The following is a 23,922-nucleotide window of genomic DNA, read 5'->3' on the forward strand; positions in this document are numbered from 1 at the left end:
TGCCAGCAGCAAAGCGAGCGCAAAAGGTTGCCTCGGCCGGGCCCATCTGTTGCGATGGAGGGACGGCCGCCGCCAGGCGGCGCACCGACGTGAGGATGGTTATGGCCGGCAGCATGGGGCAGGAAGAACTCGAACTCGTAGACCGCTGGTGGCGGGCAGCCAACTACCTTTCGGTGGGCCAGATCTACCTCCGCTCCAACCCGCTGCTGCGCGAACCGCTTCAGGCGGAGCACATCAAGTCCCGCCTGCTGGGCCACTGGGGCACCACTCCCGGACTGAACTTCGTCTACGCCCACCTGAACCGCGTGATCCGCCGCGACTCCACCGAGATGCTCTTCGTGGCCGGTCCCGGCCACGGCGGCCCCGCCGTCGTCGCCAATGCCTGGCTGGAAGGCACCTACTCCGAAATTTATGCCCACGTGGGAAACGACGAGGCCGGCATGGCCGAGCTCTTCCGCCAGTTCTCCTACCCCGGTGGAATCCCCAGCCACGCAGCCCCGGAGAGCCCCGGCTCCATCAGCGAGGGCGGTGAACTCGGGTACTCGCTGGCGCACGCCTACGGCTCGGTGTTCGACAATCCCCAGCTGGTGACCGCCGTGGTGATTGGCGACGGAGAGGCGGAGACGGGACCGCTGGCCGCCAGTTGGCACTCCCACAACTTCCTGGATCCGGCCGCCGACGGCGCTGTGCTGCCCATCCTGCACCTGAACGGCTACAAGATCGCCAACCCCACGGTCCTGGCGCGCATGCCGGAGCAACAGCTGGAGCAGCTGCTGCGCGGCTACGGCCACGAGCCGTACTTTGTCACCGTGGACAATCCGGACAGCACGGAGAAGGCGCACCGGGATTTCGCCGAGGCGCTGGACCGGTGCCTGGCGGACATCCGCGCCATCCAGGACGCGCACCGGGTCCCGTCGGACAACCGGAACGCCAGGGAGGACGGAGCGCCCCGCTGGCCCATGATCGTCCTGCGCTCGCCGAAGGGATGGACAGGGCCGCGCTACGTTGACGGACTGCAGGTTGAGGGCACCTGGCGCAGCCACCAGGTCCCGCTGTCCGAGGTCCGGGCCAACGGCGGGCACCTGAACCAGCTTGAGGAGTGGCTGCAGTCCTACCGGCCGGAGGAACTGTTCGACGGCGACGGCCGGCTCCGGCCCGACGTCGCCGACGCTGCCCCCACGGGCGATTTCCGGATGAGCGCCACGCCGCACGCGAACGGCGGACTGCTCCGGCGAGCACTGAAGCTGCCCGCTTACCGGGACCACGCCGTCGAGGTTGCGCAGCCCGGCACCGAACGGACCAGTCCCATGATCACGCTCGGCTCGTGGATGCGGGACGTCATCTCCCTGAACATGGAAACGTTCCGGCTTTTCGGTCCGGACGAGACGGCGTCGAACCGGCTGCAGAACGTCTACGAGGTCACCGACAAGGTGTGGCAGTACCGGATTGACGACGTCGACGAGCACCTCGCACGGTCCGGCCGGGTCATGGAGGTGCTGAGCGAGCACCTGTGCCAGGGCTGGCTGGAAGGCTACCTCCTCACCGGCCGGCACGGCGTCTTCAGCTGCTACGAGGCCTTCATCCACATTGTCGATTCCATGTTCAACCAGCACGCCAAGTGGCTGAAGGTGCACCAAAAGCTGCCCTGGCGCCAGCCCGTGGCCTCGTTGAACTATCTGCTGTCCTCGCACGTCTGGCAGCAGGACCACAACGGGTTCTCGCACCAGGACCCGGGGTTCATTGACCATGCCGTGAACAAGAAGGCGGAGGTCATCCGGGTGTACCTGCCGCCGGATGCCAACACCCTGCTGTCCGTCATGGAGCATTGCCTGGCGTCCACCGATTACGTGAATATCGTGGTCAGCGGAAAACAGCCCTCACCCACCTGGTTGGGACCAGCGGACGCCGCGAGCCACTGCCGCCGCGGGCTGGGGATCTGGACGTTCGCCGGATCCGAGATTCCCGGCGAGGAGCCCGACGTCGTGCTGGCCTGCGCCGGTGACGTGCCCACGGTGGAAACCGTGGCCGCAGCGGAACTCCTCCGCAAAGGCGCGCCGGGGCTGAAAGTCCGGGTAGTCAACGTGGTGGACCTGATGCGGCTGCAGGACCAGAGCGAGCACCCGCACGGGCTCCCGGCAGGCGACTTCGACGGGATCTTCACCACCAACAAGCCGATCATCTTCGCCTACCACGGCTACCCCGCGCTGATCCATCGGCTGGCCTACCGCCGTACCAACCAGGAGGGCCTGCACGTCCGCGGCTACAAGGAAGAGGGAACCACCACCACGCCCTTCGACATGGCCATGCTGAACGGCATCGACCGGTTCCAGCTGGCAATTGACGCAATCGACCGCGTTCCGGGGCTGGCGGAGAGGCACTCACTCCTCCGCCAGGACCTCCAGGACCGGCGCATGCGGGTCTTTGAACACACCAGGACCCACGGCGAGGACCCGGAGGAGATCAGGAACTGGAAGCTTTCCTAGCCAACCAGTGCGCCGTGCTGGACACCGGGTGACGCCGTGCCCCGGTTCTGCGAGGCTGGTGCTTGGTGGGCCGCCCGGCAGACCACGTCCGAAAGGATCCCCTTCATGCCATGGCTTGATGTACTCGGCAATGACATCCACTACACGGACTCGGGCAAAGGCCAGCCTGTGGTGCTGCTGCACGGCCATGCCTCGGCGGCGGCCTGCTGGGAACCGATCATCGCTGAGCTGGAGCAGGACTTCCGGGTCCTGGCATACGACACCTACGACCACGGCTGGTCATCGAACTCCCCGCGGCAGGGGCCGTTGGTTGACCGGGCTGCAGAGCTGGAGCACTTCATCAGCTCGCTTGGGCTGCAGGATCCCGTGATTGTGGGGCAGTCCATGGGCGGCATGACAGCGCTTCGCTGGGCCGTCCGCCACCCCGGTGATGCCGCCACCCTGGTGGTGTGCGGGATGGGCTGGCCACTGGTGGTGCCGCCGCCGGGCCAACCCGGCCAGCCGGAAAAGTTTGAGGTGTTCAGCTCGCTCGACGCCGGTGAACGGATCTGGCTGGGGGTAGGAAACTCATTCACTGAGCGGTGGATCGCGGAGAACCCGCTGGACCACGCCCGCTATATCAGGGTCCGTTCAACCGCGACGGCGATTGAAGCAGCCCGCCACCCGCGAAGCCTCGAACAAAGCCAGGGGGAGTTCCTCAGCGCTGACCCACAGGACGTCGACTGGTTCCAGCAGGGACTCCTGTCCATATCCAGCCCGCTGGTGGTGATGATCGGGGACGGGGAAAGGCCGCGCATCCGCCGTGGGGCTGAACACGTTGCCGCCACTGTCCCCGACGCCCGTCTGCTCGTTGTCGGGGACGCCGGACACAACGCCTACTTCCAGCGCCAGGACATCCTGGTGGAAGCCATCCGCACCACGGTGGCCAGTACCCGGGGACGGTGAACGGAATGAGCCGGCTGGTGCTCCGAGGTGTACTTGAGAGCACCAGGAATTTCACCCTTTTCGCCAAGTCCCTCGCCCCGGGCAAAAGCAGCCCACAGGCTTCGCAGCTCCCGTCCCACGGCGTCCACGTCATCCCAGCCGGCGCCGGCGATCAGCCCCACTCCGTCCCAGGTCTTGCGGTTGCCGAAAAGCAGCGGGAGATCAATGGTGTGGGCAGCGCCGAAGATGTTTCCCGGCGCATGCCAGTGCAGGATGTAGCGGAAGGCCTTTCCGCCGGCCCTGGCATGGCGCCGGGCAAACTTCCGGGCAGCCCGGCCATAAACAGTCTCCGTGACCACCCAATCAATGGCCCGGACGGCGGCGGTCCCGGCGACGGGAAGCTTGGCCAGCCGGATTAAGTAAGGGCTGCGCGGGAGGAACAGCCTCGCCTCCTCGGAAGTATGACCGATCAGCACCTCAATGCCGGGGGCGGAACGGTCCCAAGCGGCTTCTATTATGGCTTCCTCCGGCAGCGGCGCGTGCCCGTACTGGGTCCCGAAAGGCATGGCGGCCAGCATGCCGAATTTCCTGGCCAGCTGCGCCACGTGGTCCTCGCGCTCAACCACTTCCATCGCAGGAGTTTCCTCGGTGACGGCCTCGGCGGCAATACCCATGGCGTGGTTCATTTTGTCCCGGCCGCGCGAGATGCCCAGCGGGGCGCTCTGGATGATGGCCCGCTGGAACAGCGACGGCGCTTCAGGAGTCGCCATGAGGTGGGCGATCGCATCCCCGCCGGCCGACTGGCCGAAGGCAGTCACACGGCCCGGGTCACCGCCGAATGCCGCAATGTTGCGCTGTACCCAGCGGAACGCCTCGAGCTGGTCCAGCAGCCCCAGGTTGCCCGGCCGGCCGGAGCGGGTGGCAAGGAAGCCGAACAGTCCCAGCCGGTAGGTCACCGAAACCACCACCACCCGGTTCTCGGCCACCAGGACCGCGGGGTCGAAGATGGCAAGATCGCCTGAACCGGTGGTGTAGGATCCGCCGTGGATCCACACCATGACCGGCAACCGTTCGCCCGGCGAGAGGTCGGCAGGCATGGTGATGGACAGGTTCTGGCAGTCCTCGCTGCCCGGAAGCTCGCCGTAGCGGGTGCCCAGGACGTCGTCGAGGAACGGCACCGGCCCCTGCGGGCAGGCAGGTGCGGGCGAGGTGGCCTCAAGCATCTCCGTCCGTTCCGGCACCGGGACGGGTGGCTGGAACCGGGCGGCCTTGGCGTAGGGGATGCCTGTGGCGCGGAGGACGTCGCCGTCCTGCCAGCCGGTGACGGGACCGCAGGGCGGGTTGAAGATTGGTGCAGCGTTCACGGACCAACAGTTTCATATTTTGCTGGTGTGTTTCTGACAGCCGGCGCGGCCCTTTGAGCGCCCGCCTGGCGCCCTTTAAACGACGACGGCGGGTGCCGGACTCCCGCGAGCCGGGCACCCGCCGCCGTACTGCTGGCTGGGCCCACGCCGTCAGGGTTCCCTGACCGAGCGAAGCGAGGTGAGGGAGTCGGTGGATGGGCCCACGCCGTCAGGGTTCCCTGACCGAGCGAAGCGAGGTGAGGGAGACGGTGGGGATCAGTGGCCGGTGGGCACGTACCGCTTGATGGACGCTTCCAGCTCGGCTTCGGCGGCGGCGCGGTCGCCCCAGCCCTCGGCCTTGACCCATTTGCCCGGCTCCAGGTCCTTGTAACGGGTGAAGAAATGCTCGATTTCCTTGATCAGGAAGTCGTTGACGTCACTGACTTCCTGGATGTGGTCAAAGCGGGCGTCCACGGGGACACAGAGGATCTTGGCGTCTCCGCCGCCGTCGTCAGTCATGTTGAAGACGCCGATGGGACGGGACTCGACAATGACGCCGGGGTGCAGGTCGAAGTCCTGCAGGAGCACCAGTGCGTCCAACGGGTCGCCGTCCTCGCCAAGGGTGTTCTCGAAGTACCCGTAGTGGGTGGGGTACTGCATGGAGGTGAAGAGGACGCGGTCCAGGCGGACACGGCCGGTCTCGTGGTCAACTTCGTACTTGACGCGCGATCCCTTGGGGATCTCGATGGTCACGTCGTGCTTCATGGAATGCTCCTCGCAATTGCAGGGGGTGCGCGGCACACTTGACGGGTCCACAAAAAGGAGTGTCCGTGCCGCCGACTATTATTGAGGATATAGCGAGAGGCCCTGGAATCAGGAACTTGTGGGGATATTTCAGGACTTGAGGACCAGCACCAGCATGACCACATCAACCGGCACGGATACGTGGACCGGCCGCGTCCGCCGTGGGGCGCGGAGCGTCCTGGCCGGCTTCCGGAGGTCCTGGCCGGCGGTCCTGCTCACCGCCCTCCTGGTTGCACTGGCTGTCCCGGCGGCCCTCCTGGTGGCTCCCGGGTTCCTGGGCCCGGAGCCTCCTGCCCCTGCACCGCCGGCGCCCGAGTGGCACCAGGATCCGGTCACGCTCTCGGTCCGGCAGGGGCTTGCGCCCTTGGACCCTTCCGCAGAGATCCCGTCCCCGGATTCGGTCAACGCCCAGGTGGACCCTGTCCTGCAGACCGACGGCGGGGGTACCTTTACGGGGCTGGTCCAGGATGCACTGACGGGCCAGGTCCTCTTTGACCGGGGCGGCTCCGAAAACCGGGTACCGGCGTCGAACATGAAGCTGCTGACCGCGGTTGCTGCGCTGCGTTCGCTGGGACCGGACCACCGGTTCACCACCACAGTAACCGCCGGCCCGGCCGCCGGACAGGTGGTCCTGGTGGGCGGCGGGGACGTCCTGCTGGGAGCCGGGGAGTCGGACGGGGCACAGGTGATGGGCCACGGTGGCCTCGCCACGCTCGCGGCCGGAACTGTCCAGGCGCTGCAGGCAGGGGGTGCATCCGGGGAGATCAAGGTCCTGGTGGACGATTCCCTTTTCACGGGCCCTGCCCTTAATCCTGCATGGCAGGCGGGGGACATTACCGCCGGGGAAGTGGCGCCGCTGTACCCGCTGGCGCTGAACTCGGCGCGCTTTGATCCCGCCGTCACCACCGGGCCCCGCCCCCAGGATTCAGCAATCACCGTCGCGGAGGAATTTGCGGCCCGGCTGCGGGCGGCAGGTGCTGCCGCAGGACTGACCGTGGCGGCCGGCGTCGAACGTTCCCCCGCGCCGGCACAGACAGCGCCGGTACAGGCAACGCCGGAACCCGGCGCGGAAAATCCATCGCCGGAAGGTGCAGGACGGACGGTGCTGGCGGAAGTGGAGTCGGCCACCGTTGCCGAGCAGGTTGACCTGATGCTGCAGGTCTCGGACAACTACCTGGCCGAAGCCTTGGGCCGGATGGCTGCCCTCGCTACTGGCCAGCCCGGCAGTAACGAAGGCGCCACCACCGCCGTCCGCACACAGCTTGCCAAGGCCGGAATCCCGGCAGACTCCATGAAACTGGTTGATGTTTGCGGGCTGGCCATGGAAAACCAGGTATCGGCCCGCCAGTTCACGGAGGTGGTCCGGGCCATCACAGCCGGCACGGACAGCAGGCTCCGGGAGGCGCTGGACGGTTTTCCGGTTGCCGGCCTCACCGGCACCCTGGACATGAGGTACGGGGAAGACTCGACGGCGGGCGGCGCCGGGTTGGTGCGCGCCAAAACCGGAACCTTGAACACGGTGCTGGCGCTGAGCGGCTACGTAGTGGACGCGGACGGGCGGCTCCTGGTCTTCTCCTTCATTGGAAACGGGCTCACCCCGGGAGCTGCCGGCAATAAGGTGGCACTGGACCGGGCGGCAACAGCGCTTGCCGCCTGCGGCTGCCGCTAAGGAGCCGCCATCCCGCGCGGCGCGATTACCGCCAGCGAAGGTTCGCCGGTGAGCGAACTTAAGTACTATCTCCAGCCTGCTGTGTTCTGATGGGACTTATGGAGTCCACTGCAGGTGAGTCGTCAGCACAAACGTTGTCCAACCCGGCCGATGCCCTGATCAACTGGGACCTCGCCGCTTCCACCGCTGCGCGGTTGACGCCCGCCGGGCCTGACTTGAGCCATGCCGCCATCGGCGAAGCGGTGGACAGCCTGCGCCGGCTCGCGGACGCTTCCGTTCCGCACGTCCACGAGATCACCGGGCTGGAAGCGGCCAGGGACCTCCGTGACTCCACGGTGCTGGTGGTGGACAGGGCGTCGTGGGCCAAGGCCAACACCCAGAGCTTCGCCGTGATGCTGAAGCCTGCCATGGAAAAGATGCTGGAAAACCGCCGCGGTTCCCTGAGCCCGGCTGCGGCCGGCGTGAGCGGCGCGATCACCGGCAGCCAGTTGGGCGCCGTCCTGGCTTTCCTGTCCAGCAAGGTCCTTGGCCAGTACGATCCCTTCGCCGCATTGGCCGAAGGGTCCAACGCGCCATCCGGCGGCAGGCTCCTGCTCGTGGCCCCGAACATTGTCTCCGTGGAACGCGAGCTGAACGTTACCCCGGAGGATTTCCGCCTGTGGGTGTGCCTGCATGAGCAGACCCACCGCGTGCAGTTCGCCGCAGCGCCCTGGCTGCGCCACCACATGCTTCAGCAGATCGATGAACTGAGCGCACACCTGTTGGGCAATGTCGATTCGCTGATGGAACGGGCCACCGCCGCCGCCCGCTCGCTCAAGGACCGCACGGCCACCGGGAACACCCCCGGCCGCGGCGCCATCCTGGACCTCCTGCAGGACCCGGAGGAAAAGGCCGCCATCTCGCACCTCACCGCCGTCATGAGCCTCCTCGAAGGCCATGCCAACGTGGTCATGGACGCCGTGGACGCCAGCATCGTCCCCTCGGTGAAGACCATCCGGCAGCGGTTCAACGACCGCGGCAAGGACCGCGGCGTGATCGAGAAGTTCATCCGCAACCTGCTGGGGCTGGATGCGAAGATGCGCCAGTACTCCGACGGCGCCCGCTTTGTCCGCGCAGTGGTGGATGTTGCAGGGATGGAAGGGTTCAACAGGGTCTGGGAATCAGTTGACCACCTGCCCACCGAACCCGAAATCCACGACGCCAAGCTGTGGCTGGACCGGATGGGACTGTAATTGCCTGACGTTCCACCGCCCGGAGTTCACCTGCCCTCGACCGCAGGCGCATCGGGTACCTCCCCGGCCGCCGCAAGCGGCCGGCGGAGCCCCGGGAGGCTGGCGCCCGTCGTCGGCACCGCGCGCAAAATGCTCCAGGAAGCACTCGCCAATGCGGGCTACCCGCATCATGTCCTGGTGGCCTGCAGCGGTGGGCCGGACTCCTTGGCACTGGCCGCCGTCGCGGCATACTTCGCACGGCGCGGCCACGTTGACGGACACCCGGTGACCGTCGGCGCGGTGGTGGTGGACCACCAACTCCAGGAAGGCTCCGCCCAGGTGGCCGCGCACACTGCCGGAGTGCTGCGGGACCTCGGACTCGCCCCGGTGGAAATCCGGACCGTGACCGTGTCAGGCGCCGGCATGGGCCCGGAAGCTGCAGCCCGTGAGGCCCGGCATGAAGCACTGGAAGCGGCTGCGGCTGACCAGGGCGCGGACGCCATCCTGCTCGGACACACACTGGACGACCAGGCTGAACAGGTGCTGCTGGGCCTCGCCCGCGGCTCGGGCACCCGTTCCCTGGCGGGTATGCGGCCTGCGCGGGGGATTCTGCTGCGGCCGTTCCTGGGGCTTCGCCGCATGGATACGGAAGAGATTTGCGCGGTGGAGGAGCTGGAGCCCTGGCACGACCCCACCAACACGGACCCGGCTTTCGCACGGTCGCGCACCCGCACGGAAGTCCTTCCGCACCTGGAGGAAAAGCTGGGGCCCGGCGTCGCCGAATCGCTTGCCCGGACGGCGTCCATCCTGCAGCTGGACGCCGACTACCTGGAGGATGTGGCGGAAGCCACCTTTGCATCCCTGGCGGAGCGGAACGGGCCTGAAGTGAGCCTTCCGGAGGAGGCGTTGCGAGCCCTGGCCCCCGCCATCAGGTTCCGGGTGATCGCCAAGGCAGCGGCCGACGTCGGCGGGCAGCAGCCCAGCTACCAGCGCCTTTTGGCGGCGGAGGCGCTGCTCCGGCGGCAGGGCTCCGCGGGCCCCGTCGAATTGCCCGGCGGGGTAAGCGCCTACCGGCTGTCCCTCGCTCAGCTGGAAGCTTCGCCTGTCCTTGACCTGTCTGCCGGGGCGGATAAGCCCGGCTCCGTTCCCCGTGAGGGGCCGCGCTGTGGGAAGCTAGTGTTCCGGCCTCAAAAACCGCCCACAAAATAGTCGCACCCCGCATCTACACAGGAGCCATTGGTGGATTCAAACGACGTCCAGGCAGACCTCAAGCACGTTCTCTACACCAAGGAACAGATCCAGCAGCGGATCACTGAACTCGCTGCCCAGATCGACAAGGACTACGAGGGCCGCGAGATCCTCATTGTGGGCGTCCTCAAGGGTGCGGTCATGGTCATGGCTGACCTCGCCCGTGCGCTTCACAGCCACATCTCCATGGACTGGATGGCCGTATCCTCCTACGGTTCCGGCACCCAGTCCTCCGGCGTGGTGCGGATCCTGAAGGACCTGGACACGGACCTGATGGGCAAGGACGTGCTGATTGTCGAGGACATCATCGACTCCGGGCTCACCCTTTCCTGGCTCAAGACCAACCTGGAATCCCGTGGCACTGCCTCGGTGGAAGTCTGCACCGCGTTCCGCAAGCCCACCGCCGCCAAGGTGGAGATCGACGTCAAGTACGTCGGCTATGACATCCCCAACGAATTCGTGGTGGGCTACGGCCTGGACTACGCCGAGAAGTACCGCAACCTGGACTTCGTGGGAACCCTCGCCCCGCACGTCTACGAGTAAGCCTCCTGGCGCGCCCTGTGAAAGGGAAGACCGGCTGAACAGGAACATCGGCATCAAGGATGTGGCTCTGGCGGCAGGGGTGTCCGTCACAACCGTGTCGCATGTCCTGAACGACGTTTCCTACGCGCGGATCAGCCCGGAAACGCGCGGCAAGGTGAAAGCCGCGGCGCTGGAACTGGGCTACGGCCCCAACCGCGTTGCCCAGGCCCTCCGCAGCCGACGGACCGGGGTCCTTGGACTGGTCAGCGAGGACGTAGCCACCACACCGCACGCAGGCCGGATTATCCTCGGTGCCGATGAGGCTGCCCGCGCCCGCGGCTACACCCTGATGGTCATCAACACCTCCGGGTCGGCGAGCCAGGCCTCGCGGGAAAGCGACGTTGAGGCCGTGCTGGAACGCCAGGTGGACGGGATCCTCTACGCCACGATGTACCACCGCTACCTGAAGGCTCCCGCCAACCTCGCCAGGGTGCCTTCGGTCCTGGTGGACGCCGTTAGCGCGGACGGCGGATTTCCGGCCGTGGTTCCCGACGAGTACGGCGGTGCCCGCACCGCCGTCGATGCCCTGCTCAAGGCAGGCCATACCCGCATTGGCTTCATCAACAATACGGAGGGCGTTCCTTCCACCGCCGAGCGTCGCCGTGGTTTCCGGGACGCCCTCGTCAGGGCAGGGTTGGACGGCGGCGCGGCCCCAGTGGAGGAGTCATCCTCCGATGCTGCAGGGGGATATGAGGCGGCCTCCAGGATCCTGCAGGGCGCCAACCCGCCGTCGGGCCTTTTCTGCTACAACGACCGCATGGCCATGGGGGCATACCGTGCCGCAGCCGAGCTGGGACTGTCCATAGCGGGCGACCTGTCCGTCGTCGGATTCGATGACCAGGAGCTGATCGCCGGCAGCCTCCACCCCGGCCTGACAACCGTCGCACTGCCGCACTACGCAATGGGCGCCTGGGCCGCGAACCACGTGATCGACATCCTTGAAGACAAGACCGGCGGTGCCCGCCCGGGCCGGGAACCCACTATCCTCGAGTGTCCGCTGGTCTTCCGGGGGTCGGTTGGAGCGCCGGGGCAGTAGGGCTGCCGCGGCAGCAACCAGCACCCCAAACCCGCTACGCCCACAGGGAACTTTTGCTTTCCATCATGCGTGATCTACTCCGGACGGTGTATAGCTAGAAGCTGACGCAGCACCATCACGCGCGCAGACTAGTCGCCGTGCAGCACTACCAGAAGGGACGGGGCCGGCCCCCGAACAGATGAAAGCTAAGAACTTTTTCAAAGGCCCGGGAATCTGGATCGTCGTCGTGGTCGGTCTGCTCCTGGTGGCTTTTGCAACGCTGGCTCCCGGCGGCGCGGCACGGATTGACACCGACAAGGGCCTGGAACTCCTCGCCGGTGACACCGTGGAGCAGGCGAAGATCTTCGACGGTGAAAACCGCGTTGACCTGACGCTGAAGGACAACCTGCAGCTGGACGGGCAGGACAAGGGCAAGAGCGTCCAGTTCTTCTTCGTGGATGCCCGCGCCGAGGACGTGGTCAAGGCTGTCACCGACGCGGAGCCCGCGCAGGGCTACACGGACCAGCCGATCGAGAGCAACTGGTTCTCCGGCCTGCTGTCCCTCCTGATACCCGTCATCCTGCTGGGCGCGCTGTTCTGGTTCCTGATGACCCGGATGCAGGGCGGCGGCTCCAAGATCATGCAGTTCGGCAAGTCCAAGGCCAAGATGGTCAGCAAGGACATGCCGCAGGTGACGTTCGCTGACGTCGCCGGTTCCGATGAGGCAGTAGAGGAACTCCAGGAGATCAAGGAATTCCTGCAGGAACCTGCCAAGTTCCAGGCCGTTGGCGCAAAAATCCCCAAGGGCGTGCTGCTGTACGGCCCTCCAGGTACCGGTAAAACCCTCCTCGCCCGTGCCGTCGCCGGCGAGGCCGGCGTACCCTTCTTCTCCATCTCCGGTTCCGACTTCGTGGAAATGTTCGTCGGTGTGGGTGCCTCCCGTGTCCGCGACCTCTTCGAACAGGCCAAGGCGAACTCACCGGCCATCATCTTCGTGGATGAGATTGATGCCGTCGGCCGCCACCGTGGTGCCGGCATCGGCGGCGGCAACGACGAACGCGAGCAGACACTTAACCAGTTGCTGGTGGAGATGGACGGCTTCGACGTCAAGACAAACGTCATCCTTATCGCCGCCACCAACCGTCCTGACGTGCTGGACCCCGCGCTGCTGCGTCCGGGCCGCTTCGACCGGCAGATCGGTGTGGAAGCACCGGACCTGATCGGCCGCGACCAGATCCTGCAGGTGCACGCAAAGGGCAAGCCGATGGCGCCCGGTGTGGACCTGAAGGCCGTGGCCAAGAAGACTCCCGGCTACACGGGCGCCGACCTTGCCAACGTCCTCAATGAGGCCGCCCTGCTGACCGCGCGCTCCAACGCGAACCTCATCGATGACCGCGCCCTGGACGAGGCGATCGACCGCGTGATGGCCGGCCCGCAGAAGCGCAGCCGCGTCATGAAGGAACACGAACGCAAGATCACCGCCTACCACGAAGGCGGCCACGCCCTCGTGGCGGCAGCGCTGCGCAACTCATCGCCCGTCACCAAGATCACCATCCTTCCCCGCGGCCGCGCACTGGGCTACACCATGGTGGTGCCGGACAACGACAAGTACTCCGTGACCCGCAACGAACTCCTGGACCAGATGGCTTACGCCATGGGCGGGCGCGTGGCTGAGGAGATCGTGTTCCACGATCCGTCCACCGGCGCCTCCAACGACATCGAAAAGGCCACCGGGACCGCACGCAAGATGGTCACCGAATACGGCATGAGCGAGCGGGTGGGCGCAGTCAGGCTTGGCCAGGGCGGCGGCGAGCCGTTCCTCGGCCGCGACGCCGGGCATGAGCGCAACTACTCAGACCAGATCGCCTATGTGGTGGATGAGGAAGTACGCCGCCTCATCGACCAGGCCCATGACGAGGCCTACGCCATCCTCACGGAGAACCGCGATGTCCTGGACCGCCTGGCACTTGAACTGCTGGAACGGGAGACCCTGAACCAGGCGGAGATCGCCGACATCTTCCGCGATATCCGCAAGCGCGACTTCCGCGAAGTATGGCTGTCCAAGGAGACCCGCCCGGTCCAGATGGCAGGCCCCGTGGAAAGCCGCCAGGAAAGGGCCGAGCGGGAAGCGCAGGAAGAAGCCAAGCAGGCCCGTCTGGACGAGCCGCTGGACGCCCAGCCCCCGCACCCGCAGGGCGTTCCGGAAGACGCACAGTTCCACGGAGGCTCCCCCGAATCGGGGCCTGACACCCTTCGCGGCTAAGCTTTCCCTGTGACTCACTTCGACGATGACGACGTTCCCGCCTCCGCCGGATACCCGGCGGAGGACGGTTCCTCCCACTCCAAGCACCAGAAGGTGGACCGGCCCCGGATCGAGGCGGCCGTCCGTGAAATCCTATTTGCCATCGGGGAAGACCCGGACCGCGGCGGCCTGGTTGACACCCCCAAACGGGTGGCTAAAGCCTACGCAGAGGTTTTCGCCGGGCTGCACCACGATCCCGCGGATGTCCTGTCCACCACGTTTGACCTGGACCATGAGGAACTGGTCCTGGTCAAGGACATCCCCTTCTACTCCACGTGCGAGCACCACCTGGTGCCGTTCCACGGGACGGCCCACGTGGGCTACATTCCTTCCCATGACGGAAAAATCACCGGGCTGAGCAAGCTGGCCCGGCTCGTGGATATCTATGCCCGCCGTCCGCAGGTGCAGGAGCGGCTCACCACTGAGATCGTCGAGGCGCTGGTCCTGCACCTCAAGCCGCGTGGCGCCATCGTAGTTATCGAATGCGAACACATGTGCATGTCAATGCGAGGTATCCGCAAGCCCGGAGCGAAGACCGTCACCAGTGCGGTCCGCGGGCAGCTTCATGACCCGGCCACCCGTGCCGAAGCCATGAGCCTCATCCTCGGAAGGTAACCAAACAGACCATGGACTCACTAGCTGCAGCCCCGGGAACCGGGCCCGCAACTTCGCCGCTGCCCATCCTGCGTAAACCGCGGCCGGCCGCGCGCTTCGAAGACCTGCCCACGGACCGCACCCTGGTCATGGGAATCCTGAACGTCACGCCCGATTCCTTCAGCGACGGCGGCAGGCACGCCTCCGCGGACACCGCCATCGCCGCGGGCCTGCGCATGTTTTACGCCGGTGCGGACATCATCGACGTCGGGGGTGAATCCACCCGGCCAGGCGCTGAAGATGTCAGCCCGGATGAGGAACAGCACCGCGTCATCCCCGTCATTGAAGCGCTGGTGAAGGCCGGCGCCCTGGTCAGCATCGACACCACCCATGCCGCCACGGCTGCAGCCGCGGTGGAAGCCGGCGCCGCCATCATCAATGACATTTCGGGCCTCAGCATCGAACCTGAAATGGTGGAACTCGTGGCTGCCTCAAAGGTTCCGTATATCCTCACCCACCGCCGCGGCGACGCACGCACCATGAATTCCCTTGCGGAATACGCCGACGTGGCAGGGGAAGTAGTGGCGGAACTCGCCGGAGTGCGGGACAAGCTCTACGCCGCCGGCGTCAGCCAGGAACAGATCATCATCGACCCGGGTTTGGGCTTCGCCAAGAACGACGCCCAGAACTGGGAACTGCTGCAGAACCTGGACCAGTTGGAAAGCCTGGGCCACAAGGTCCTGGTGGGGGCATCCCGCAAGCGGTTCCTTGGCACCCTGCTCACCGTGGCCGGCAAGTCCGCTGCCCCGGAGGAACGGGACGCCGCCACAGCTGCGATCACCGCCATCAGTGCCTATCGCGGCGCCTGGGCGGTCCGCGTGCACGATGTCGGCCCCAGCCTTGACGCCGTCAAGGTTGCCGCCCGCATGGCCGCACTACCCAAAACGCAGTAGGGCCGGGGGACCCATGGACAGGATTACGCTGACCGGTGTGACCGCCGTCGGCCATCACGGCGTGTTTGATTTTGAACGCCGTGAGGGCCAGCCTTTTGTTGTGGACGCAGTGCTTTACCTGGATTTCGCCAAAGCGGCGGAGTCTGACGACGTCCGCGACACCGCGCATTACGGCGAGGTGGCGCAGCGTATTACCGAATGGATCTCGGGTGAGCCGCTGAACCTGATTGAAGCCCTCGCGGTGCGGATCGCGGACAGCCTGCTCGCCGAGTTCCGGCTCCAGGCCGTGGACATTACCGTGCATAAGCCGCAGGCACCCATCGAAGTCCCGTTCGGTGACGTGGCAGTCACCGTCCACCGCGGGAGTCCCGTTCAATCCGTTGATGGGGGGACGCCGTGAATACCGGTTATGCCAAGGTGGTGCTGGCCCTGGGCAGCAACCTCGGGGAACGGAACGACACCCTTTCCGAAGCGGTTGCCGACCTTGTTGACCCGCCGGAGGTCCGCCTCCTGGCCGTTTCACCGGTGGTCCAAACCAAGGCAGTGGGAGGCCCTTTGGGCCAGCCTGACTTCCTGAACATGGTGGTTACCGTGGAAACCAGCCTTCCTCCGCTGGAACTGCTGGAACACTGCCAGGCGGTGGAGAACAAGCACCACCGTGTCCGGGAGGTGCGCTGGGGGCCGCGGACGCTCGACGTCGACATCATCACCTACGGTGACCTCCGCAGCGACGACCCCCTACTGACCCTGCCGCATCCACGCGCAGCCACGCGGGCCTTCGTGCTGTACCCGTGGTCGCTGATCGAACCTGCCGCAACCCTGAACGGTGAACGCATCAGCACGCTCGCCGCCCGGGCCGCTGACTTTGACGACCTTGCCCCGTTCGACGGCTTTGGCGACTTCGACGGCATGCCCACGGCCGGGGCGGTGGAGGAAAGATGAAGCCCATCAATCCGCTGCGCCTGGTGCTGATCGGCACCATCCTCGCCGTCGCAGGCTGGTCGGCCACCGTCATCACCAGCCGGTACAGCGTGGCCACCCCCGTCCTGCCGGCAACTGCGCTGGCCACGATGGGCGTGATTGTCGCCATCACACTGATCCTGGGTATCCGGGTCCTGAGGTGGCGCAACAGCGTCAAGCCCAACAGCACCGCGAAGAAGACCATGCTGGATCCGCTCCTCGCTGCCCGCACCCTGGTCCTCGCGCAGGCGTGCGCCTACGCCGGCACTGTGCTGCTGGGCTGGCACGTGGGCATCTTCCTCGACCAACTCCGGATCTGGAGCCTCCGCAGTGACCAGGGCATCACCTGGCTCGCCCTTGCCATGGCCGGCGGAGGACTGGTGATGATCGTGGTTGGCCTGCTGGTGGAGCGGTTCTGCAGGATTCCGCCCGAGGACGGCGATGCCAAGGGCGTTGACGGCAAACCCGGGCGCGCGGTCCGGGGAGAAACCGCGGGGGAAGGCGAATATGCATACCGAGGCGATTGATCCGCCGGGCATCGTCTGGCAGCGGGTGTCGCCCAAGTACGTCACCGTCCGGCTGGTCCAGTGGGCCCTGGGAAACCTCGTCACGGTGCTGATTCTCTCCTTGCCCCTTCTCTTTGTCCTCCTGGACGCGTGGGCCTGGCCACCGTTGTGGCTGGCTGTGACGGTTCCGGCGGTGATGCTGGTGCTGGCCCTCTGGCGGCTGGTGCTGATACCGCGCCAGGTCCGGGCCATTGGCTATGCCGAGCGGGACGATGACCTCCTGATCAGGACCGGCATCTTCTTCCAGCGCACCATGGCGGTCCCCTACGGCCGGATGCAGTACGTGGACATTGGCGTGGGCCCGGTGGAGCGCGGCCTGGGTTTGTGCACGCTCAAGCTGCACACCGCAGCACCGGGTACGAATGCGCAGATCCCGGGCCTGCCTGCCGCCGAAGGTGCAAGGCTCCGCGAGCAGCTGGCGGCGCGGGGCGAAGCCAGGCTGGCAGGGCTGTGACAGCTGACGGGCGGTTCCCTGATCCAGGGGTGCCGGGAAGTCAGCCACTGCCCGCCGGACCGGCCGCTCCGGACAGCACAGTGCCCGACGCCGAATGGTTGCGGGTGCATCCTGCGTCGCCTTTTATCCGCGGTTGGGTAGCCCTGGCCGCCATCGGCTTTTTCTTCGGCCGCGACATTTTCGAGCGTACGCTGCAGGGGCGGCCGGTGTTCGAAGACGGGTTTGCCGGCCGGGCGCCTTTCCTGCTGGCCGGCGGCGGGACCGTGCTCCTGATTGCAGTGCTGGGCTTCATCCTGACCTGGTACTTCACCAAGTACCAGGTGTCCGGCGGCTACGTCCGGGTTAACACCGGCTTCCTCTTCCGCCAGCAGCGGCAGGCGCGGCTGGACCGCGTCCAGGCCATCGACATCGTCCAGCCGCTGCTCGCCCGGATCTTTGGCCTGGCCGAACTCAAGTTCGAGGTGGCGGACGCCGGAGAATCGGCGGTGCGGCTGGCCTACCTGAAGATGGACGACGCACGGCAGCTTCGAGCCACTATCCTGGCCCGGGCCGCCGGCGTGACCACCGGCGTCGAGGGTCCCGGCGAGCCCGCGCCCGAGGCGCCGGAATACCCGGTCCTTTCGGTCCCGCCGTCGCGCCTTGTCGGCTCGCTGCTGCTCAGTGAACAAAGCTTTTTCGTTATGGTGGGCGGCGTCGCGTCCGTGATTCTTTCCGCCGTCACGGAGAACCAGGCCTTCTACCTTTATCTGATTCCCGCTGGGCTGGGCCTTGCCGCCACTTACTGGAACCTCTTCAACAAGGGGTACAACTTCACTGCCGCCATCTCGCCCGATGGCATCCGGCTGCGCTACGGACTGCTGGATACCCAGGCGCAGACGCTGCCGCCCGGCAGGATCCAGGCCCTTAGGATTGCCCAGCCGCCGCTGTGGCGGCCCTTGGGCTGGTACCGGATGCAGGTCAACGTGGCCGGCTACGGCCTGGTGGACAACGCGGGCGAGGGTACGTCGCGGACCACGCTCCTGCCTGTAGGCAAGCTTGGTGATGTCATGAATATGCTCGCCCTGGTGCTGCCGGATCCCGGCACCCAGCAGCCTGCCGCTGTTTTCGGTGCCGGGCTCACCGGGCTGGATTCCGACGGCGGCTTCGTCACCACTCCGCGCCGGGCCCGGTTGCTTGCCCCGTTGGGATGGCGCCGGAACGGGTTCACCGCGACGGACACTGCCCTGCTCCTCCGTTCCGGCCGCTGGTGGCGGGAACTGGTGGTGGTTCCGCACCAGCGCACCCAGTCCATGGCGCTGCACCAGGGGCCATTGGCCCGGCGGTTCCGGGTTGCCGACCTGGTGCTGCACACCACCGCAGGCCCTGTCACACCGCGCCTGACCCAGGCCGGCGTGGATGAGGTGCGGGTGCTGTTCGACGAACAGTCCGCACGCGCCCGGCGGGCCAGGAAGCGCCAAACGACGGAACAGTGGCTTCGCCAGGTGGCTCCGCCGGTCGAGCCGGGGAGTGAAACCAGTTCCGTTGATGCCCCAACAAAGGAAGGCCCGCAGCATGGCTAAACCCGGACGCCTCGGCGTCGGAATCATAGGCGCGGGGAAAGTGGGGGCCGTTCTTGGTGCCGCCCTGCGCGCGGCGGAACACGCCGTCGTCGGGGTTTCAGCGGTGTCCGATGCCAGCCGCGAGAGGGCCGAAACGCTGCTTCCCGGCGTCCCGGTCCTTGACGTACAGGACATCGTGGAACGTGCCGAACTGGTGCTGCTCGCCGTGCCGGACGACGCCCTGCCGGACCTGGTGGACGGGTTGGCCAAGCTGGGCGCGTGGCAGCCGGGCCAACTGGTGGCCCACACATCGGGCCGGTTTGGCGTGGGCGTCCTGCATCCGGTGCGGGCGGCCGGTGCTGTCCCGCTGGCGCTGCATCCGGCCATGACGTTCACCGGGATGAGCCTGGACCTGACGCGGCTGCTGGACTGCACGTTCGGCGTGACGGCCGACGCCGCCATGCTGCCCATCGCCCAGGCCCTGGTGGTGGAGATGGGGGCGGAACCCGTCGCCATCGCCGAGGCGGACAGGGCGCTGTACCATGCAGCCCTGGCGCACGGGTCCAACCATCTGGTAACCCTCGTGGCGCAGGCCTCGCAGCTGCTGGCTGAAGTGGGAGTCGAGCTCCCGGAACGAATGCTGGGCCCGCTGCTGCGTGCCACCTTGGAGAACGCGCTTGCCTCGGGGGAGTCCGCCCTGACCGGCCCCGTGGCGCGTGGTGATGTGGGAACAGTGAAAGCGCATGCGGACGCCTTGCGGGAGTTCGACGGCGGCGGGGGCGGCGATGTGTTGGCGGCGTACCTCGCGATGGCGCGCGCCACAGCCCTGCGCGCCGAGGGGCGCGGACTGCTGAAAGCCGGCCAGCTGGAGGGGCTGCGCCAGGCCCTGGACCCGAGGGAGGACTGACCATGCCCATCAAACTCGTTACCACGGTGGCTGGGCTGCACGCCGAAAGCGCCCGGCTCCTCACGTCCAGGCAGGGGGTTTCCCAGGGCCTGGTGCCAACCATGGGCGCTCTCCATGAAGGCCATGCCGCCTTGGCCCGCACCGCCGTCGAACAGAACGACGTGGTGGTCGCCAGCATCTTCGTCAACCCGCTGCAGTTCGGCGACGCCGTGGACCTCGACCGGTACCCACGCACGCTGGACGACGACCTTGCGCTGCTGGAAGCCGAGGGCGTCGACCTTGCCTTCGCGCCGTCCGTGGAGGAGGTGTATCCAGACGGTGAGCCGCTGGTGCGCGTCACGTCCGGCCGGTTGGGGGAGAAATGGGAGGGCGCTTCGCGTCCGGGGCACTTCGATGGTGCGCTGACGGTGGTGGCCAAGCTGTTGCACTACGGAGTTCCCGCCGCGGGGTTGGCGGGGGCCGGTTCACATGGTTCCGGGCTCCCCGCTTACCGGGCATACTTCGGCCAAAAGGATGCCCAGCAGCTGGCGCTGGTCCGGCGCATGGTGGCGGACCTGAACTTTCCGGTGGAGATCGTGGGGGTTGCCACGGTCCGCTCGGCAGAGGGGCTGGCGCTGTCCAGCCGCAACCGTTTCCTCTCGGACGAAGAGCGGGACGCGGCGCTTGTGCTGTCCCGGGCCCTTCGGCTGCTCGAGGAGCGGGCTGCCGCCCGGGAACCGCTGGACCTGGAGTCAGCCGCGGCCCTGGTGGAGTCGCAGCCGCTGGTGGCCTTGGACTACTTCGACGTGGTGGATCCCGCTACGCTCGAGCCACTCGCCGAAAACTGCCGCGAAACGCCGTTCCGCGGCGAGGGGCTGGCGCTTATCGCCGCCAAGGTGGGGCCGGTGCGGCTAATCGACAACGCACGGCTCGTTTCATGAGGTCTGGACCGGCCGGTGCAGGATTCAGTGGTTACGGCGCCGGGCTGTCCCGGCTGGTCATGAGCTGTTCCAGGAGCGCGCGCTCGGGCCGCCCCGGGTTTCTTGCGACGCAACGCCGGAGCCTCGCCCGCGACAGCTCTTCGCCGGGTTCCTTGCTGCACAGCAGTTCGTCAATGATTTCCTGGGCCTGCCACCGGAGGGATTCGATGGCGAACTGCCGAATTTCGGCAGGCGTATCACTGGGCATCCAGGGGTCGGGGTCCGAAGGAACGCCTTGGAACATCCGCTCTGCAGACAAAGGGGCCTCCTTGCACCAATCCGAAGTGGCCGGTGGAGGGCCGCCACGGTGTTGTAAGCACTGCGCGTAGGAAAAACCTTACAGCGGGAAAGACCAGTCTGTCTTCCCTCGCGATAAACTGAGAGTCCAATGGATTTTAACGCAGAAATCTCAACGGCCCGCGTGTCGTCTCCGGCGGAGGCGGCAATGACCCCTGCCGGTTCTGCCGAGCGGATTATGTCGGTCGCTTATGAGCTTTTCTCCAGGCGGGGTGTTCGTGACGTCGGAGTGAACGAACTGATCGAGCGGTCCGGGGTGGCCAAGGCAACCTTCTACCGCCACTTTCCTTCCAAGGACTCGCTCGTTCTGGCATTCCTCGAGCAGCGGGACAAGCTGTGGACGGTGGATGCGATCCTGTCCGAGGCCCAGCGCCGGGGCACCACTGCTGAGGAGCAGCTGCTGGCCATCTTTGACGTGTTGGGGGAATGGTTCCTGCGGGAGGACTTCGAAGGCTGTTCCTTCGCGAAGGTCCTGTTGGAGATGGGGCCTTCCCATCCCCTGGGGCGGGCCAGCATCGAGTACTTGGCAAAGATCCGCGGCCACATCCAGGCCGCGGGCGAAGAGGCGGGGCTGGTGTACCCCGAGGAGTTTGCCCGTTCACTTCTGATCCTCATGAAGGGCTCCATTCTTCAGGCACTGGAGGGTGACGTGCAGGCCAACAAACGTGCGCAGCAGATGGCCGGCTGGCTGATAGAGCACCATCGGCCATAGAACCGACTTTGCCTGGGTGAACGGGAGGGAGCGCACCCACTAAGCTGCCGCCGTCGTAATCCTCAATGGGCAGCCGCACCAATAGTCAGCTTGCTTATCACTTTCCGCTTTCCTAGGCTGGAAACTGTCAGGCAAACAACTCTCGAAGCGGTAATCCGCGCCCTCAAAAAGCGCTGAATGCCGCCTCACATGAGGAGGAAAAATGTCAGAACACAGCATCTCAGGCAAGAAGGTCGCATTCCTGCTGACTGACGGCGTCGAGCAGATCGAGCTGACCAGCCCCTGGCAAGCCGTAAAGGAAGCGGGCGGTGTGCCCACCCTCGTAGCCCCCAAGAGCGGGAAGATCCAGGGGTTCGAAGGCACGGAAAAGGGTGACTCCTTTGACGTGGACCTCACCATCGCGGAGGCCAACGCCTCCGACTTTGACGCGCTGGTCCTTCCGGGAGGCGTCGTCAACGCCGACCACCTGCGTGTGGACAAGGACGCGCAAGGTTTCACCAGGAGCTTCTTCGAACAGCACAAGCCGGTCGCCTCGATCTGCCACGGACCGTGGCTGCTCATTGAAGCAGGGGTCCTTCGCGGCAGGAACGTCACGTCCTACCACACGCTCGAGACCGACCTCAAGAACGCCGGCGCCAACTGGACCGACCAGGAAGTGGTGGTGGACCAGGGCCTGGTGACCAGCCGGAACCCGGACGACCTTCCCGCGTTTAACAGCAAGCTGGTGGAGGAAATCTCCGAAGGTGAGCACGCGGGCCAAACGGCCTAGGGTTCCCACAAAGGTGTTCCATCAGGTGAAAACCTCCTGACGGAGGAATTACTCCAACAGATAGAGTGTTGAAGTCTGCGTAACGCTGACCTCCCGCATTCTTCACACTCCCTGAGGGAACATCCATGTCTACCGAAGTCTCTCCGCACGCCAACGGCCAGTCCGTTCAAACACAAGGAACCAAGCCCGCAGCGCCGGAGAAGATGTCCCGCGAGTCGGTGACGGTCATCAGCACGCTGTTGGTGGCGACGTTTGTGGTGATCCTCAACGAGACCATCATGAACGTCGCCCTGCAGCGGCTTATGGTGGACCTCCAAGTGGATGCGCCCACCGTCCAGTGGCTCTCAACCGGCTTCATGCTGACCATGGCCGTGGTCATTCCCACCACCGGCTTCATCCTTCAAACCCTGTCCACCCGTGCAGTCTTCATGCTGGCCATGGGGCTCTTCGTCGGCGGCACTGCCCTGGCCGCCGTGGCACCCGGATTTGGAATCCTGCTGCTGGCCCGCATCATCCAGGCGGGCGGGACCGCCATTATGTTGCCGCTGCTGATGACCACCATCCTCACGCTGGTCCCGATTGCCAAGCGCGGGGCCGTCATGGGCAACGTCAGCATTGCGATCTCGGTGGCCCCCGCCATGGGCCCCACCGTTTCGGGCCTGATCCTGGAGCACTTCACCTGGCGCTTCATGTTTGTGTTCGTCCTGCCGGTGGCGCTTGCGGCGTTGGCCATCGGCGCCAAGTACCTAACCAACGTGGGCGAGTCGGCAAGGCCCAGGCTCGACTTCGCCTCCGTCCTCCTGACGGTTCCGGCGTTTGGCGGACTCGTCTATGGACTCAGCCAGATCGGCGGCGGCCACGGCGGCCAGGCCGGGCCCGGCGCTCCTGCCATCGCAGCGCTGGTCATTGGCGTAGCCAGCCTTGCGGTCTTTGTCCTCCGCCAGGTCAGGCTGCAGAAGGCCGAGTCCCCGCTGCTGGACCTCCGCGCCTTCAACTTCCGGATGTTCACCGTCTCGGTCCTGCTGATGGTAGTGGCCATGATGGCGCTGTTCGGCGGCGTGATCCTGCTGCCGCTCTACCTCCAGGAAATCCGCGGCCTGGGATCCCTTGAAACCGGGCTGGCGCTGCTCCCGGGCGGACTGGCCATGGGACTCCTGGGGCCCGTCATCGGCAGGCTGTTCGACAAGATAGGGCCGCTGCCGCTCACCGTCACCGGGTCCATCCTGATGGTCTTGAGCCTCTGGCAGTTTTCCATGCTCGACGCCGGCACTGCCGTTGGGTGGATCGTCACCCTGCACGTGGGGCTGAGCTTCGGCCTGGCGCTGCTGTTCACCCCCGCGTTCACCACCGGCCTGAACCCGCTCCCGCCGCATCTCTACTCACACGGTTCCGCGATCATGAGCACCACCCAGCAGGTGGCCGGGGCCGCCGGCACTGCGCTGCTGGTGTCCATCTTCGCGGTGGTTTCCGCGACGTCGGGACTCGTCGCCGGGATGAGCGCCGCCTTCATGACGGCAACCGTCATAGCCCTCGCCGCCATCGTACTTTCAGCCATGATGCGCAAAACCGAAGGCGCCGGCGCGGGACACGGGGCACACTGACCCAACCAGGTAGCAGTAAAGTGTCGTTTTG

General features: G+C 66.2%; 23 protein-coding genes. 20 read left to right on the forward strand and 3 right to left on the reverse strand.

Annotation, left to right across the window (positions count from 1 at the left end; all coding sequences use genetic code 11):
- Positions 1-101: 101 nt before the first annotated feature.
- Complete coding sequence (locus NXY83_RS02090) at positions 102-2,483, forward strand: phosphoketolase family protein (RefSeq protein WP_258804470.1); 2,382 nt, start codon at positions 102-104, stop codon at positions 2,481-2,483.
- A gap of 105 nt (positions 2,484-2,588) precedes the next feature.
- The gene (locus tag NXY83_RS02095; protein WP_258804471.1) at positions 2,589-3,428 is read left to right on the forward strand and encodes an alpha/beta fold hydrolase; all 840 of its coding nucleotides are present in this window, start codon (positions 2,589-2,591) and stop codon (positions 3,426-3,428) included.
- Here the strand turns inward: NXY83_RS02095 and NXY83_RS02100 are convergent.
- Both NXY83_RS02100 and NXY83_RS02105 read right to left on the reverse strand, forming a co-directional pair.
- Positions 3,359-4,771: a carboxylesterase family protein gene (locus tag NXY83_RS02100; RefSeq protein ID WP_258804472.1), complete on the reverse strand. Its 1,413-nt coding sequence runs from the start codon at positions 4,769-4,771 to the stop codon at positions 3,359-3,361. The genes NXY83_RS02095 and NXY83_RS02100 overlap by 70 nt on opposite strands.
- 255 nt (positions 4,772-5,026) lie before the next feature.
- Positions 5,027-5,515 (reverse strand): inorganic diphosphatase, encoded by a 489-nt coding sequence (locus NXY83_RS02105; protein ID WP_079596875.1) that lies wholly within the window; start codon positions 5,513-5,515, stop codon positions 5,027-5,029.
- 154 nt (positions 5,516-5,669) lie between these two features.
- On the opposite strand from NXY83_RS02105, the gene dacB reads away from it, so the two are divergent.
- The 15 genes from dacB to NXY83_RS02180 all read left to right on the forward strand — a co-directional run bounded on the left by dacB (position 5,670) and on the right by NXY83_RS02180 (position 20,473).
- Positions 5,670-7,223, forward strand: a complete 1,554-nt coding sequence (dacB, locus tag NXY83_RS02110) for a D-alanyl-D-alanine carboxypeptidase/D-alanyl-D-alanine endopeptidase (protein WP_258804473.1) — start codon at positions 5,670-5,672, stop codon at positions 7,221-7,223.
- 98 nt (positions 7,224-7,321) lie between these two features.
- Positions 7,322-8,455 carry a zinc-dependent metalloprotease gene (locus NXY83_RS02115; protein WP_258806392.1) on the forward strand — a complete coding sequence of 378 codons (1,134 nt, stop codon included), beginning with the start codon at positions 7,322-7,324 and terminating at the stop codon, positions 8,453-8,455.
- A gap of 129 nt (positions 8,456-8,584) precedes the next feature.
- Positions 8,585-9,643 carry a tRNA lysidine(34) synthetase TilS gene (gene tilS, locus NXY83_RS02120; RefSeq protein ID WP_258806397.1) on the forward strand — a complete coding sequence of 353 codons (1,059 nt, stop codon included), beginning with the start codon at positions 8,585-8,587 and terminating at the stop codon, positions 9,641-9,643.
- 30 nt (positions 9,644-9,673) lie between these two features.
- A complete protein-coding gene (gene hpt / locus NXY83_RS02125) occupies positions 9,674-10,225 on the forward strand; it encodes a hypoxanthine phosphoribosyltransferase (protein WP_258804474.1) in 552 nt (183 codons plus the stop codon).
- Positions 10,226-10,304: 79 nt separating this feature from the next.
- Positions 10,305-11,300, forward strand: coding sequence for a LacI family DNA-binding transcriptional regulator (locus NXY83_RS02130; protein ID WP_258804475.1), 996 nt, complete (start codon positions 10,305-10,307; stop codon positions 11,298-11,300).
- 178 nt (positions 11,301-11,478) lie between these two features.
- On the forward strand, positions 11,479-13,542 hold the full coding sequence (gene ftsH, locus NXY83_RS02135; RefSeq protein ID WP_258804476.1) for an ATP-dependent zinc metalloprotease FtsH: 2,064 nt from the start codon (positions 11,479-11,481) through the stop codon (positions 13,540-13,542).
- A gap of 9 nt (positions 13,543-13,551) precedes the next feature.
- The gene (folE, locus tag NXY83_RS02140) at positions 13,552-14,196 is read left to right on the forward strand and encodes a GTP cyclohydrolase I FolE (protein WP_258804477.1); all 645 of its coding nucleotides are present in this window, start codon (positions 13,552-13,554) and stop codon (positions 14,194-14,196) included.
- 11 nt (positions 14,197-14,207) lie between these two features.
- Entirely contained in the window at positions 14,208-15,128 is a 921-nt protein-coding gene (folP, locus tag NXY83_RS02145) for a dihydropteroate synthase (RefSeq protein WP_258804478.1), read from the forward strand.
- Positions 15,129-15,141: 13 nt separating this feature from the next.
- Entirely contained in the window at positions 15,142-15,528 is a 387-nt protein-coding gene (gene folB / locus NXY83_RS02150; RefSeq protein WP_258804479.1) for a dihydroneopterin aldolase, read from the forward strand.
- Positions 15,525-16,070, forward strand: coding sequence for a 2-amino-4-hydroxy-6-hydroxymethyldihydropteridine diphosphokinase (gene folK, locus NXY83_RS02155; protein ID WP_258804480.1), 546 nt, complete (start codon positions 15,525-15,527; stop codon positions 16,068-16,070). Before folB ends, folK begins: the two co-directional genes overlap by 4 nt.
- Positions 16,067-16,615: a DUF3180 domain-containing protein gene (locus NXY83_RS02160; protein WP_258804481.1), complete on the forward strand. Its 549-nt coding sequence runs from the start codon at positions 16,067-16,069 to the stop codon at positions 16,613-16,615. Before folK ends, NXY83_RS02160 begins: the two co-directional genes overlap by 4 nt.
- Complete coding sequence (locus tag NXY83_RS02165; protein WP_258804482.1) at positions 16,596-17,108, forward strand: PH domain-containing protein; 513 nt, start codon at positions 16,596-16,598, stop codon at positions 17,106-17,108. The genes NXY83_RS02160 and NXY83_RS02165 overlap by 20 nt, the downstream gene beginning before the upstream one ends.
- 29 nt (positions 17,109-17,137) lie before the next feature.
- Positions 17,138-18,667 carry a PH domain-containing protein gene (locus NXY83_RS02170; RefSeq protein WP_397427550.1) on the forward strand — a complete coding sequence of 510 codons (1,530 nt, stop codon included), beginning with the start codon at positions 17,138-17,140 and terminating at the stop codon, positions 18,665-18,667.
- On the forward strand, positions 18,660-19,553 hold the full coding sequence (locus NXY83_RS02175; protein ID WP_258804483.1) for a Rossmann-like and DUF2520 domain-containing protein: 894 nt from the start codon (positions 18,660-18,662) through the stop codon (positions 19,551-19,553). The genes NXY83_RS02170 and NXY83_RS02175 overlap by 8 nt, the downstream gene beginning before the upstream one ends.
- Before the next feature lie 2 nt (positions 19,554-19,555).
- Complete coding sequence (locus tag NXY83_RS02180; protein ID WP_258804484.1) at positions 19,556-20,473, forward strand: 4-phosphopantoate--beta-alanine ligase; 918 nt, start codon at positions 19,556-19,558, stop codon at positions 20,471-20,473.
- Positions 20,474-20,504: 31 nt separating this feature from the next.
- On the opposite strand, the gene NXY83_RS02185 is transcribed toward NXY83_RS02180, so the two are convergent.
- Complete coding sequence (locus tag NXY83_RS02185; protein ID WP_258804485.1) at positions 20,505-20,771, reverse strand: hypothetical protein; 267 nt, start codon at positions 20,769-20,771, stop codon at positions 20,505-20,507.
- A 186-nt stretch (positions 20,772-20,957) separates the two neighbouring features.
- Here NXY83_RS02185 and NXY83_RS02190 point away from each other — a divergent pair, with 186 nt between their 5' ends.
- The 3 genes from NXY83_RS02190 to NXY83_RS02200 all read left to right on the forward strand — a co-directional run bounded on the left by NXY83_RS02190 (position 20,958) and on the right by NXY83_RS02200 (position 23,891).
- Positions 20,958-21,521: a TetR/AcrR family transcriptional regulator gene (locus NXY83_RS02190; protein WP_258806401.1), complete on the forward strand. Its 564-nt coding sequence runs from the start codon at positions 20,958-20,960 to the stop codon at positions 21,519-21,521.
- Between the two features lie 202 nt (positions 21,522-21,723).
- Positions 21,724-22,290 carry a type 1 glutamine amidotransferase domain-containing protein gene (locus NXY83_RS02195; RefSeq protein WP_258804486.1) on the forward strand — a complete coding sequence of 189 codons (567 nt, stop codon included), beginning with the start codon at positions 21,724-21,726 and terminating at the stop codon, positions 22,288-22,290.
- A 125-nt stretch (positions 22,291-22,415) separates the two neighbouring features.
- On the forward strand, positions 22,416-23,891 hold the full coding sequence (locus NXY83_RS02200; protein ID WP_258804487.1) for an MDR family MFS transporter: 1,476 nt from the start codon (positions 22,416-22,418) through the stop codon (positions 23,889-23,891).
- The last annotated feature ends 31 nt before the right edge of the window (positions 23,892-23,922 follow it).

It is taken from the genome of Pseudarthrobacter sp. NS4, from assembly GCF_024758005.1.
In the GTDB taxonomy this organism is placed as follows: domain Bacteria; phylum Actinomycetota; class Actinomycetes; order Actinomycetales; family Micrococcaceae; genus Arthrobacter.

Coding starts and splice junctions, on each gene's coding strand:
- NXY83_RS02090 (WP_258804470.1), top strand. CDS start 102: ATGGCCGGCAGCATGGGGCAGGAAGAACTCGAACTCGTAGACCGCTGG.
- NXY83_RS02095 (WP_258804471.1), top strand. CDS start 2,589: ATGCCATGGCTTGATGTACTCGGCAATGACATCCACTACACGGACTCG.
- NXY83_RS02105 (WP_079596875.1), bottom strand. CDS start 5,515: ATGAAGCACGACGTGACCATCGAGATCCCCAAGGGATCGCGCGTCAAG.
- dacB (WP_258804473.1), top strand. CDS start 5,670: ATGACCACATCAACCGGCACGGATACGTGGACCGGCCGCGTCCGCCGT.
- NXY83_RS02115 (WP_258806392.1), top strand. CDS start 7,322: ATGGAGTCCACTGCAGGTGAGTCGTCAGCACAAACGTTGTCCAACCCG.
- tilS (WP_258806397.1), top strand. CDS start 8,585: ATGCTCCAGGAAGCACTCGCCAATGCGGGCTACCCGCATCATGTCCTG.
- ftsH (WP_258804476.1), top strand. CDS start 11,479: ATGAAAGCTAAGAACTTTTTCAAAGGCCCGGGAATCTGGATCGTCGTC.
- folP (WP_258804478.1), top strand. CDS start 14,208: ATGGACTCACTAGCTGCAGCCCCGGGAACCGGGCCCGCAACTTCGCCG.
- folB (WP_258804479.1), top strand. CDS start 15,142: ATGGACAGGATTACGCTGACCGGTGTGACCGCCGTCGGCCATCACGGC.
- NXY83_RS02160 (WP_258804481.1), top strand. CDS start 16,067: ATGAAGCCCATCAATCCGCTGCGCCTGGTGCTGATCGGCACCATCCTC.
- NXY83_RS02165 (WP_258804482.1), top strand. CDS start 16,596: ATGCATACCGAGGCGATTGATCCGCCGGGCATCGTCTGGCAGCGGGTG.
- NXY83_RS02175 (WP_258804483.1), top strand. CDS start 18,660: ATGGCTAAACCCGGACGCCTCGGCGTCGGAATCATAGGCGCGGGGAAA.
- NXY83_RS02180 (WP_258804484.1), top strand. CDS start 19,556: ATGCCCATCAAACTCGTTACCACGGTGGCTGGGCTGCACGCCGAAAGC.
- NXY83_RS02190 (WP_258806401.1), top strand. CDS start 20,958: ATGACCCCTGCCGGTTCTGCCGAGCGGATTATGTCGGTCGCTTATGAG.
- NXY83_RS02195 (WP_258804486.1), top strand. CDS start 21,724: ATGTCAGAACACAGCATCTCAGGCAAGAAGGTCGCATTCCTGCTGACT.
- NXY83_RS02200 (WP_258804487.1), top strand. CDS start 22,416: ATGTCTACCGAAGTCTCTCCGCACGCCAACGGCCAGTCCGTTCAAACA.